The organism is Priestia sp. FSL P4-0332 (assembly GCF_038005845.1).
Classification (GTDB): Bacteria; Bacillota; Bacilli; order Bacillales; family Bacillaceae_H; genus Priestia.
Genome location: NZ_JBBOUA010000001.1, coordinates 1,040,579 through 1,053,406, shown reverse-complemented (window position 1 = coordinate 1,053,406; position 12,828 = coordinate 1,040,579). Strand labels below are relative to the sequence as shown.

Annotated in this window: 11 protein-coding genes; 2 read left to right on the top strand and 9 right to left on the bottom strand. The window is 37.8% G+C overall.

All coding sequences use genetic code 11. The features are described from left to right. Nucleotides 1-179: 179 nt before the first annotated feature. From MKY06_RS05410 to MKY06_RS05390, 5 genes are all read right to left on the bottom strand, one after another. On the bottom strand, nucleotides 180-1,451 hold the full coding sequence (locus MKY06_RS05410) for a cation:dicarboxylate symporter family transporter (protein ID WP_028407730.1): 1,272 nt from the start codon (nucleotides 1,449-1,451) through the stop codon (nucleotides 180-182). 217 nt (nucleotides 1,452-1,668) lie between these two features. Continuing rightward, a complete protein-coding gene (locus MKY06_RS05405) occupies nucleotides 1,669-2,592 on the bottom strand; it encodes a response regulator (protein ID WP_340960327.1) in 924 nt (307 codons plus the stop codon). Between the two features lies 1 nt (nucleotide 2,593). Next, entirely contained in the window at nucleotides 2,594-3,901 is a 1,308-nt protein-coding gene (locus MKY06_RS05400) for a sensor histidine kinase (RefSeq protein ID WP_013055764.1), read from the bottom strand. Nucleotides 3,902-4,479: 578 nt separating this feature from the next. Next, nucleotides 4,480-5,934 (bottom strand): sodium:solute symporter family protein, encoded by a 1,455-nt coding sequence (locus MKY06_RS05395; RefSeq protein WP_063670786.1) that lies wholly within the window; start codon nucleotides 5,932-5,934, stop codon nucleotides 4,480-4,482. Further along, nucleotides 5,931-6,131, bottom strand: a complete 201-nt coding sequence (locus MKY06_RS05390; RefSeq protein ID WP_013055761.1) for a DUF3311 domain-containing protein — start codon at nucleotides 6,129-6,131, stop codon at nucleotides 5,931-5,933. The genes MKY06_RS05395 and MKY06_RS05390 overlap by 4 nt, the downstream gene beginning before the upstream one ends. 201 nt (nucleotides 6,132-6,332) lie before the next feature. Between MKY06_RS05390 and MKY06_RS05385 the strand changes: the two genes are divergently transcribed. Next, on the top strand, nucleotides 6,333-7,295 hold the full coding sequence (locus MKY06_RS05385; RefSeq protein ID WP_013055760.1) for a bile acid:sodium symporter family protein: 963 nt from the start codon (nucleotides 6,333-6,335) through the stop codon (nucleotides 7,293-7,295). Between the two features lie 157 nt (nucleotides 7,296-7,452). Here the strand turns inward: MKY06_RS05385 and gdh are convergent, their stop codons facing one another. Next, nucleotides 7,453-8,238: a glucose 1-dehydrogenase gene (gene gdh / locus MKY06_RS05380; RefSeq protein WP_013055759.1), complete on the bottom strand. Its 786-nt coding sequence runs from the start codon at nucleotides 8,236-8,238 to the stop codon at nucleotides 7,453-7,455. A gap of 62 nt (nucleotides 8,239-8,300) precedes the next feature. Beyond that, entirely contained in the window at nucleotides 8,301-9,152 is an 852-nt protein-coding gene (locus MKY06_RS05375) for a RhaT/GlcU family sugar-proton symporter (protein WP_013055758.1), read from the bottom strand. A 289-nt stretch (nucleotides 9,153-9,441) separates the two neighbouring features. Between MKY06_RS05375 and MKY06_RS05370 the strand changes: the two genes are divergently transcribed. Next, nucleotides 9,442-9,756, top strand: a complete 315-nt coding sequence (locus MKY06_RS05370; protein ID WP_013055757.1) for a winged helix-turn-helix transcriptional regulator — start codon at nucleotides 9,442-9,444, stop codon at nucleotides 9,754-9,756. A gap of 22 nt (nucleotides 9,757-9,778) precedes the next feature. Here the strand turns inward: MKY06_RS05370 and MKY06_RS05365 are convergent, their stop codons facing one another. Further along, entirely contained in the window at nucleotides 9,779-11,752 is a 1,974-nt protein-coding gene (locus tag MKY06_RS05365) for a sensor domain-containing diguanylate cyclase (protein WP_053486916.1), read from the bottom strand. Between the two features lie 224 nt (nucleotides 11,753-11,976). After that, nucleotides 11,977-12,750: an EAL domain-containing protein gene (locus MKY06_RS05360; protein ID WP_055989242.1), complete on the bottom strand. Its 774-nt coding sequence runs from the start codon at nucleotides 12,748-12,750 to the stop codon at nucleotides 11,977-11,979. Between the last annotated feature and the right edge of the window lie 78 nt (nucleotides 12,751-12,828).

Below are 12,828 nucleotides of genomic sequence, written 5' to 3'. Positions count from 1 at the left end.
GCACGGCCGTTGATTTCCATACAAGATTTCGCTTTCCGCAAGAGTCTTTGCCTTATTCTCCAATCAACAACTAGAAGCAACTGCACAGATAAAATCTACATCAACATGAAAAAAATCCGAACGAATAATCGTTCGGATCTTTCTTCAACTACAATGCTTTTGTCCCAGACTCTTTGTTGTTACGATACTTTTTTTGTTACTTCGTTAATATAAGCTTCCTTGTCTTTATCATTAAATTGACCTTCCCACTTCGAAATGACAATCGCACCAAGTGAGTTTCCAATTACGTTTACCGCTGTACGTCCCATATCTAACAAACGGTCGATTCCAGCGATAAAAGCAAGCCCTTCTACCGGAAGTCCTACAGATCCAAGCGTTGCAAGCAGTACAACAAACGATACGCCCGGAACTCCTGCAATTCCTTTAGATGTAACCATTAAAATTAATATCAGTGAAATTTGCTGTGTGATGCTCATATCAATACCGTACATTTGCGCGATAAAAATCGCAGCAAGCGCTTGATAAAGAGTAGATCCGTCTAAGTTAAACGAATATCCCGTCGGAATAACAAAAGATGTAATGGCTTTAGGACATCCGAACTTTTCCATTTTCGCAATAATACGCGGCAATACTGTTTCTGAACTTGCAGTTGAAAATGCCAGTAGCAGTTCATCTTTTAGCACTTTTAATAAGTGGAAGATGTTAACGCCTGCCCATTTAGCTACAAGTCCTAGTACAACTAATACAAAGAAAATCATTGTGCCGTAAGCAACAATTACAAGCTTACTAAGCGGAATCAGAGACGCTAGTCCAAATTTTGATACGGTTACACCGATTAATGCAAATACGCCAAACGGTGCAAACTTCATAACTAAATTCGTTACCCAAAACATCGCTTCTGCCGTGCCTTCAAAGAATCTTAAAACCGGCTTGCCTTTTTCGCCGATTGATGCAATTCCAAGTCCAAATAGGACCGAGAAGAAAATAATTGGCAGCATATCGCCTGCAGCAATTGACTCAAATACATTCGTTGGAACGATGTGAACAAATGTTTCTACAAATCCTTTTTGCTCTGTAGCTTCTGCCGTTGATGTGTAGCTGCTGATATCTGATTTTTCAAGACCGCTGCGGTCCACACCAGTACCAGGGTGAAGCAAGTTAGCTGCTAATAAGCCTACAACAATGGCAACCGTTGTAATGATTTCAAAGTAAAGAATTGTTTTTCCGCCTAATTTACCAAGCTTCTTAATATCACCAACACCCGCAACGCCCACAATGATACTAGATATAACAATCGGCACCACGATCATTTTAATTAAATGAATGAATACGTCTCCAATTGGCTGGAGCACCTCAACTGCTTTAGGATTTCCGTAAAAAATAGCCCCTACAATAATACCTGCAATCAAACCAATTAGAATTTGTCCTGCTAATCCAAGCTTTTTGAACATATCTTTGCACCTTCCTTCTTTTTTCTAACAGCTTGAAGCTGTTTATTTGCACTTAATGTATTCAACAGATACAGTTCCATTAAGAACTGTTTATTAAGTAGTTCTTTTATTCATAAGATTACATTATCACAGGCATCACAAAATCTAACAAAAACCTACTGAAACTAACAAAAAAGTTTTTAGAAAATTACAAAATGAAAACGCTGTAGTTTTTTTACTACAGCGTTTGTTTGACTTCATAATAGAGCATTTGGATAAATTTTTTTACGTTTATACGACTCGGAGTACTGCTTTTTCCCGTCCCTTTTTCTATATCTCTCATGCGCTGATGCACCATTGAAAAATCGAAAAACTTAGAAGCATAATTTTCAAATTTAGGATTAAAGAAGTCAACCATACCAAGAGAGGTCAAATGACTTAAAGACTGATAAATGGCTCTTCTTACTCGCTGCTCGGCTGCTTTCATTTCTTTTTGCAACACGTCTTCTGAAAAAGATGAACCAAGCTTTCTCACAGTAATTTTCTCAAATATTTCTTTGAGAGACGGAAAATGCTGTTCATACATCGTGCTTTTTTCCGTTTGATGCAAGTAATTGATGATTTCAATCAAATCTTTACTTCCGCTTTCTCCTAAAATACCAAGTTCTCTTAAAAGAAACCTGCACGCTTCTGCCGGATCGCTTTCTTTTTTACCAAAAGAAGGCGTTTTTTTCTGATTTCCTACATTAAGTACGGTATTTAACGATTCTTGAATTTTCTCCATTGATTGTTGAACATGAATTCGTTCAATTACTTTTTGAATGACCATGAGCACTTCCATACGATTGAGCGGTTTTGTAATATAGTATTCAATGCCAAGCGAGTAGGCTTTTCCAATCAAATCTTTCGTTTCTACTTGTGACATCATAATAATTTTCCCTTTAAAACTACCCTTTATTTTGCGCACGGTTTCGATTCCATCTTGAATGGGCATTAACAAATCGATAAATAAAATATCGATCTGTTGCAATAGAGAAAACTGATCGTTTAACACAATCCCGTCTTCTGCTTCTCCTATAACCTCCCCTAGATCATTATCTTCAATGATTTCAGCTAACATTGAACGAAAGACTTCGTCATCATCTATAATATAAAATCGCATATTAGTCCTTATCCCCCATTAACGTAGAAATAGGTAAATCTATAGCAAATTGAACACCGGGGCTTGGAGACAGATTAATAAACTGAATATTCCCTCCCAGCTGCTCGGTCATTTGCTTAACGTAGACAAGCCCAAGACCCGTAGAAGGTGTCCCGTCCTTTGCGTATTTGGATGTAAATCCCGCTTTAAAAATGAGATGTTCATGCCTTTTTTTCACGCCGGGACCGCTGTCTCTCACATACAGTAAGATTCGGTCTTCTTCTCGGCATACGTCGATAATAATCGTCCCTTCTTTTTCAATTGCTTCAACTGCATTCGTTACTAAGTTGTTAATTAATGACAAAAATAAGTACACGTGATAGCGAGAGTGTTCTCCTAGAATCGAATATGAAAAATGAATATCTTTTGCTAACATCGCCGCATATTTTTCATTGCTGCGCATGACGATTTGAAGCAGACTTTCGATTTCCATATACTCAGAAAATTCTTCTTTTGTAATGACCTTGGACAGTCCTGCTGATATCCGCTGATTGTCTTTTTTAATATCATGTACTTCTCCTGCAATTTGTAATGCTTTTTGGCTAAATTCGTGCAGCGAAGTAAGCTGCTCTATATTCGCTTCGTGTAATTCTTCATATAAATCATACGACTTTTTCGTAATTCTCTCAGCGTCCTGCAGCGTTTTTTTCAAATGAATGGATTCCTCATATAAATTTGAAAGCACAACAAGCAGCTGATCATTTTTTTGAGAGATTTGTCGTTCTCTCAGCTGCCCTTCGTAAAGTTTGATCATGCTAAACAGACATAAAACAAAGAAACTTCGAAAGACGCCTACAATAAAAATTTGCATGAACTCCGGAAACACAATGTGATGATGAACCATCACATACATAAAAAACAATTCCATTCCGCCTGAAACCGTTTCGATGATGATACTCCATATGCCAATAATCCACGGCTTTGAATGAAAATCGTTAATTTTAAACCAAGAAAAAGCAATTGCATAAACGAGATAATAGACCCCTGCTGAACACCTGATCTGCAACGAATGAATAAAATCAAATGATTCGTAGCTATACCAATCAAGCCACATCCGAAAACCCACTATAGCACCAGCAACTAAAATACCTGGTATAACAGGAGAAACTCTTCTTAAAAGCAGCAGTGAAAAGAAAAAAATGGGCACAGCAAAGCTAACTCTATACGTATCATGAAAAGGATAATATTTAAGCTCTCCTGCTAGCGGCACAACGACTATCATCACCAGAATGAGTAAAACATCTTTTTTTACTACCGTATCAACTTTCATCGTTCACTTCCTGCACTTTTTGAACATAAGTATATAGTTTAGCAATCTAAAAGACAATCGCTCTTCCCCATATTTTTTTGCGTTCCTACTTCCATTTATAAATATAGCCCATATATAAACGGTTATTTATTCTCTTTCATTATTCTCTGTAGTTTTTTAGATTTTCTTGTTTTATTTTGTAATTTTTGTTGTATAGTAGAAGTACCTTTTAAAATGTGAGGCTGTATCACAACTATTCAATTATTATTACATCACCTGATAGCTACACTAAAAAGGAAAACTATTATTTTATAGGGGGAGCTTATTTTACAATGTGGATCATTACCGTTTACTCGAAAAACCAAAGTCCGACTATGTTTGAATTTGAATCAGAGGTAGAGGCGAAAAAGACATTTCAGGAGATTAAAGGGTGTAAGATCCTATCGGAAGTTATTTACTATAACGACCGAGTTCCCGCTTTAGCGTAAATCAGTTGATGTAGGACATTTTGCAAATTATCGGTTAAAAGCCACATAAAGAGCCAAAGGATAATTATATTCCTTTGGCTCTTTGCTGTTTGATCAAAAAAACAGCGCTTCTTATGCAGAAACGCTGTTTTTCTTCGTGAGCATACTGACTGCCCACATTACTATAAAGTTGACCAGCAGCGCAATAAATCCGACGTTGATATCTTTCATTTGCTGAGGCAGTGATGGAAATAACGTACCAATAGTAGATCCGCTGATTGTAATATAGGCTACTACAATAATTCCAGCAACAATCCCCCACGCTGCTCCTTGTTTCGTTACAAAGTTATTTTTCTTCAAGCTGAAAAGCAGAGATGGAAACAGCTGTGTCATTAGACTATAGCCCATTAAAATAATTGTTGACAGCGTCGTTCCTCCGTTTAGCGTAAAGTAAACGGAAATGAGAGCCACAACCGGTACAAAACTTTTCGCTAAACGAGCAATACGCGCTTCGCTTGCTTGAGGCGCAAACGGTTTGTATATGTTTTTAGCCAGCAGCGTTGACGCACTCATTAACAGCATCGACCCCGGCACAAGCGCTGTCAGCAAACCCGCTCCTCCTATAATTCCAATAAACCAAGGATCAAAGGTTTGGATTGAGATCCGTAATAGCGCAAGATCCACGTCTCCTCCGCTTAAACCAGGAACTTTTAAAATAGCTGCAAATCCAACAAAAAATACAAAGAGCAGCATCAGCGTATAAAGAGGACTAATGATTGCATTTTTACGAAATACCTTTGCATTTTTCGCTGTATAGCTTGAACTAAACACCTGCGGCCACATATAAAAACCAAGTACTAGTAAAATAACGGTCGAAATAAACCACGAGACGCTTAATCCTTGCTCAGGAAACTTTAAAAACCCTGGCTTCGCTGTATTCACCGCTTCAAACATCGGACCGTATCCTCCGTAATAATGAAAAGGTAAATAAATGCCTAAAAATCCAATCACAGCAAGCATCATAATGTCTTTAATAACGGCCGTCCATGCAGAACCATGGATACCGGATATCATAACATACAGCGTTAAACTGATAGCTCCCATCCAAATGGCTGCCGGCATTGAAATGGCGCCGTATGATGCCTGTGATACAATAATCCCCAATCCTTTTAACTGCACAACAATAACAGGAATGACAGCAATCACTCCTACAGCAGCTACAAGCACACCAAGATAAGGGCTTTTATATTTGCTTACAAAAAAATCAGGCTGCGAGACGAGCTTATGATCTCTTGCATACTTCCAAATAACAGGAAGAAGCCAGTATGATAAGACATATGATAAGCTAATATAAATTAAGACATAAAGTGCAGGTGCTCCTTTTCCATAAGCCCATCCGCTTCCGCCTAGAAACGAAAACGTTGTATAGATTTCTCCGGCCATCAGCACAAACACTAAAACAGCCCCGAAACCGCGTCCGCCTACCGTCCACTGCTCCAAGTTCATATCCTTGCCTTTGGTTGATCGTATGCCAAGAAAAATAGCTGCCACTAAAAATAATAAAATAATAATAAGTGCACTATTCATTCTTCTTCCCCTTCCCGATTTCTGGGATCAAGCTTGTACATAACCCCTAAAATAATGGACGTAAGCACTACCCATATCACCATCCAAAACATATTGAACGGCATACCGAGAACAAATGGAGTCACTCGATTAACAAAAGGGAGAAAACCTAATATGCCTACGAACGGAAGGACAGACAAAATATAGATAAATTTCATGACTAAACTCCTCCGACTTTCTAAAACTAACTTCTTTATATTACCACATATTCTGTGTATTCAATGAAGGAATGCTTGCATTTAAACTGAAATAATCTCCAAAAGATAAAATATTCTGTACTATTTTACAAAAATACTGTTTTCATTTTTCTGAATAAATAGTATAATTTCTTCTTATAGTTCGCAGGAGGTATCGTACAGATGAAAACAATAGAGAAAATCAGTACATTTGCAGGAAAAACGTTTACGCTTTGGGTTATTTTAATTTCCGTTATTGCCTACTCATTCCCAGAGCACTTTGTATGGATTGGAAAGTACATCGTTCCGCTCTTAGGAATTGTCATGTTTGGAATGGGATTAACGCTGTCAGCGTCTGATTTCAGTGAAGTATTTCGAAGACCGAAAGAAGTAGCACTAGGCGTGGTGGGACATTTTATCATTATGCCGCTTCTTGCATTCGGTTTGGCGATTGGCTTAGATTTACCAAAAGAAATAGCAGTGGGCGTTATTTTAGTAGGCTGCTGTCCAAGCGGCACATCATCAAACGTAATGGTCTTTTTGGCTCGAGGAAACGTTGCGCTCGCAGTTGCTATCGCTTCTGTTTCAACCATTTTAGCACCGATTGTTACACCGCTTCTTATTTTATTATTTGCAAGCAAGTGGGTCGATATTGATATCATGTCTCTTATTATTTCCATTATACAAGTTGTCATCATTCCGCTTGCTCTTGGATTTACTATCAAAAAGTTTTTTGGAAAAGCTGCAGAAGCAAGTTCCAAAGCCCTTCCCCTTGTTTCAGTAGTCGCGATTGTCTTGATTGTATCCGCCGTTGTGGCAGGAAGCCAAGCACAGCTTGCTAAAACAGGCGGTATCATTTTTGCCGTAGTTGTTCTTCACAACATTCTTGGTTTCACAATCGGCTTCTTCTTTGCCCGCTTATGCGGAATGGATCTAGCCAAACAAAAAGCAGTGGCAATGGAAGTTGGCATGCAAAACTCAGGGCTCGGCGTCACTATCGCTTCCACTCACTTTTCGCCACTAGCCGCTGTCCCAAGCGCCATCTTCAGCGTCTGGCACAACATCTCAGGCTCAGTGCTAGCCTTTATCTTTAGCAAACTAAAAGACAAAAACCAGCCTTCTTCTAACAAAAAAATGGCTGGCTAATACAATAAAACTTATAAGGGAAGTACAAAAAGCTTTTAAAAGGTTTTACCTAGGAGAATTTCACCACCCCAGAAAGGGGGGGTGAAATTCTCTTAGGTATAGAAAAAAGACATGGCAATTTTGCCATGTCTCTTTTTTCTACATCGATTAAAAACTATTAGCCTCTTCCTGCTTGGAAAGAAGGATATTTTGTCATACCGCCATCCGCAAATAATGTAATACCTGTTACATAGCTTGCTTGTGATGATGCTAAGAATGCTGCAACTGCTGCTACTTCTTCTGGTTTACCGATGTAACCCATTGGAATCATGCTTTCTACGTCTGCACGTTGTACAGGATCTGCAAATTTCTCTGCGTTAATTGGTGTGTTCATCGCACCTGGTCCAATGTTATTTACGCGGATACCTTTTGGCGCATATTCAAGAGCTAATGTTTCCGTCATTAGTTTCATACCGCCTTTACTTGCTGCGTAGTGAACAAATAATGGCCAAGGAATCATTTCGTGAACGCTAGACATGTTAATAACGTTTCCTTTAATGTCGTTTTCAACGAAATATTTAATTGCTTCACGGCTTCCTAAGAATGCACCTGTTAAGTTTGTATCAATAACTTTGTTCCAGTTATCTAGAGATAGCTCATGAGAAGGAACTGGGTTTTCAACACCAGCATTATTAATCATAACGTCTAATGTACCAAATTCTTTAATAGCTGTTTGAACAAGATTTACAACGTCTTCTTCTTTTGTTACGTCGCCTTGAACGATGATTGCTTGTCCGCCTGCTTCTTCTACTTCTTTTTTCGCATCTAAAGCTTCTTCTTCATTGTTGTAATAGTTAATAACAACTTTTGCTTCTTCTTGACCGAAACGAACAGCCATTGCGCGTCCTAAACCTGTTGATCCACCTGTAATTACAACTACTTTATCTTTTAAATCTGTATACATAATAAAATCCTCCTAGTGTTTTCATTTATTCATACATACTATCATTAACTTTTACGTAAACGTTAACTTTTAGCCATTCCGAGGAATACGCCACCTAAAATGATGAGCACAATACCAATCGTAATCGAAATAAGCTGACGCTTTGTTTTCTTTTCTCCTAATAAGAAGATACCGCCAAGCGTTGAAATAACAATTCCCATTTGTGATAATGAGAAGCTTGTTGCAACCCCTACTTTAGGTTGAGAAATAAATAAGAACATATTACCAGCTGCCCAAATCAGCCCTGGAATAATGTTGCGAATTGCGTATTTATTAAACGGTTTGTGTTTATAAGTAAGTATAAGTCCCCCAATTAACATACCAATAGCTTGTGGGAATAGCGCCGACCATCCGTCTACATTAAATAAACGAGCGACAACTACATACACTAAGTATCCAATTGTTGAAATAACAAGGGTAATAATCCCTTTTTTGAATTGTCCAGATTGCTCTGGGTTTTTTTCGCTTTCTAGTGATGTTAACACAATACCAATAACAATAAAGATAAGAGCTAACACGCCTAAAATAACGGTTGTTGTTGTTGACCACTCGTGAAATACGATAACACCAAACAATGATGTCGTCACAAGCTGCATACCAGTTGAAATTGGCATGGTTTTTGAAACACCAATATAATCAATCGTTTTCAACTGATTACTTTGCCCAACTGCCCAAAATAATCCTGAAACGATTCCGACAATAAAAATAAGCGGCGTCAACACTGGATGAACTACGAAGTAAATAACGGCTGAAAAGATCAGCGCACCAATTGTAGTCCCAAGCGTTTGACTGTAAGGACCTCCGCCCAATTTAACGTTGAACAGGACAATACTTCCCCAGAAAATCGCAGGAAGAATAGCCAAAAGGATATCCATTTGATACTAACCTTCTTTCTCAAACTCTTGATGTAATTGTAAATTTAAAGTACCTTTTATTTAACTAGGTAACTTTATGTAACCAATCTTAGACCTTTTTTCTTGATACGTCAATAATAATATGTCGATTCTGTGACTTTTTTTAAAAACTTTACAATACAGCGTTTCCAAGCTACTGAAAGTTTTGAAAATAAAAAAAGATAGCCTTTTCATTATCCAAATGCTAGTATATAATAACATTATAAGAGTTACTTTTAATATCCTATATACGATAAAGTAGGTGACATCAATGAATGAATTTGATGAGTTATGTCCAAAAGTGTGGAAAACGTTTGATATAATAGGAAAAAGATGGAATGGGTTAATTATTTATGTCCTGATGAGCGGTCCTAAACGCTTTAGTGAAATTCACAGCAGCATTCCCTCTTTAAGTAAACGAATGTTAACCGAACGAATGAAAGAGTTAGAAGAAGAAGGAATTGTGATCCGGCACGTTATTCCTGAACGTCCCGTTCGCATTGAATATATCTTAACCAAAAAAGGATCAGAGCTTGGTATGATCTTAGGGCCCGTCAGTAAGTGGGCAAAAACATGGATAAAATAAAAAAGCCTCCAGTGAGGCTTTTTTACGTTTGATAGAGGATATAATTATTTTTCCCTTCTCTTTTCCCTTTGTATAACGCATCATCTGCATTTTTTAATAATAAAGCAGCCGATTCCCCGTCCTCTGGATAAATAGATACGCCGATGGTAGTTGTTGTGCGCAAACAATAGCCCCGTACATTCCAGCTTTGCTGAAGAGATACATGAATCCGCCTAGCAATTTGTTCAATTTCCCTTCCATTTGTTACGTTTAAAATAATGATAAACTCGTCTCCGCCCAAACGATAAATGCGATCGCCTTTCCGTACACAGCTTTTTAATCTCTTCGTGTATGCTTTTAGAAATTCGTCGCCTATATGATGGCCATATTCATCGTTAATCTGTTTAAAATTATCACAGTCGAGAAACAAAAGCGCAAAAAACTCATCGCTTTTCCGCTGCCCTTTTTCAATTACTTTGTTTAACTCTTTTAACAGCATCGCCCGATTGGGAAGACCTGTTAAACTATCGTGAGTGGCTTCAAAATGAAGTTTATTTTCTAGCGCTTTTTGTTCAGTAATATCATTATGGATAGATACATAATGAGTAATATTTCCGTCTATATCTTTTAGAGGCACAATGGTTTTCGATACCCAGTATGACTGATGATGCTTCGTCCCCATTTCAAGCTGCCCTCGCCATACCTTTCCGCTTTTTATTGTTTCAAGCAGCTCATCGTGGTTATGATGAAGCCCTGCATCTCGATAATACTTCCCCAATAAATCTTCTTTTTCATAACCTGAATACTGTACATACATATCATTTACATAGGTAATAGTTCCACTTGCATTTATAATCATAACGCTAGCTGATTCATCGAGCGCATATTTTATATTTTCAAGTTCTTTCAGCGTATAAGCCAGCTGTTCTTCTGCTTCTTTTTGAGGCGTAATATCGTGTAAGATGGCATAAGCACCAACCGTTTGATTATTTACTTTGACAGGAATGGTTGTAATGTACACGTGCTGTGCGGAATGTTGACTTCTACGAAATGTTAGCTCTGTGCTGTAGCTGATTTCTTCATATACATTCCAGCGTTTGTAATTACAGGCTCCCAGTCTTTTAGCAATATCTCGGTAATTTTGATGGAGCACATCGCTTGCAGAAAGCTGCAGCGTTTCTAAGAATGCACTGTTGACATTTAAAATCGTGCCTTCCAAATTCAGCATACAAACCGCGTGGTGGTGGTTTGTAAATAGCGATTTGTACCACTGTTTGCTTTTTATGAGCTCCCATTCTAATTTTTTAATAGCTGCGATATCTCGGTAAATCACCGAATAGGCGACCAGTTGATTTTGATAGTCATAAATCGGTGAACAGCTGACAGATACACACACGCTTTCGCCGCTTTTTGTGTACCTGACTGTTTCATAAGGAGGCAGCGTCTTACCACTTTTTAATTCTTCTATTAATTTAAGGTTTTCTTTTTCCTCTTTCTTTGACACGATGTTCATCTCTTGACGGCTTTTTCCTATAACTTCTTCTTTTCTCCACTGAAATAGCTTTTCAAATGCTCCATTGACTGTTAAGACCTTCTCATCACAATCAGCAATTAGAATGGCATCTACCGTGTTTTCTAGAAACGCATCGAGTAAACGCGTGCTCTCTTCCTGCGTTTTTTTACAATGAATTTCTTGAGCCATGACAAGGACATGTGAAGGGGTTGTCGCTTGATTAAAAAGAGGGGTAAATGTTACTTCATATGCATGCCGGTCGGGCTGGAAAAGCTGTATGTATTGATATTGAATTGGTTCTTTCGTGGCAATAGCTTTTTCACAAAGTGTGTAAAAAAGCAGATTTTCTTCTTTATTGATTATCTTGTCTTCCATTTTGTCAAAGAATTGCTGAGCTGCTTTGTTACTTTCTTTATAATATAGCTGATGTTTTTCTTGCTGAATTAAAATCACAGGCTGCGGCATATTCATAAAATAAAATTGGAATACCCCTTCACTATACATACTAAATATCCTCCATCTGCCTTTGGAATTTCACTAAACGTCTTGTTTTGATATGCAATTCACTCATTACTCCAAACCAACACGTCTTCTTTATCCCTTAAAATATTTTAACAATCGCATAAAATCACATAATTTTATAAAAATTCAAGACATCTGCGTTGCATATAGGTCTAATTACTTATTCCTATATTACGATAAATTATCTATTTAGTGAAGTGTATGGTTTAAGAGTTCAGCAGCCTTTCTCGTCTGAATAAACTGCGGTACTTATTATAAGTTAAGTAGGAAGAGATCGACTGCGGCATGCCCAGCAAATAGCCCTGAGCAGCATGTAGGTTTAACGAAATCGCTGCGGCTAAATCTTTATCTCGTTCAACGCCTTCTAAAATGAGATTCGTATGCGGATAATAGTTAACAAGCAAATCAATCAGATCTTTCTTTTGCTTGCAGTCGGCTAGCCCTTCAGCATAGCTTCGGTCCAATTTCATATAGTGAGGCTCATACATGCTTACCTGTCTCATCGCTGCGGCTCCTGCTCCAAAATCATCAATCGCAATTTTGAAACCCGCCTCTTTCAAACTCATTACTCGGGCAAAAAGAGCAGACGATTCCCATAAAATCTTTTCATGAAGCGTTTCATTTAACTCCCATACAATACGATGTTTCGCATTTTTATAGGTGTTCAACAGATATGTTAAAAACAGTTGGAAATGCGGGTGGAGAAGAGTAGATGGAAACACATTGATAAATAAATCTTCAGATTTCAATACCTCAAACGGAAAGTTCTTTATAGCCCCTTCAATTGCCATCGTATCAAGCTTGTACAAATAATTATGGCGTCTTGCCAGTGAAAACAACTCTTCAATCTGCCCTTTTGCGAAAGCTGTGCGCAACAAAGCCTCAAAACCCAGCGTCTCCCACGAATTCAACGCATAAATAGGCTGATATACAAACTGAAAGTCTTCATACGTCAGTTCCTTTAAAACATGAGCATCCATTCTTTCGTTTAATCACCTTTCGTTTTCAATATACTATTTCTTCCATAACCTAAACTTATAAAAATATATCCTAAAAAC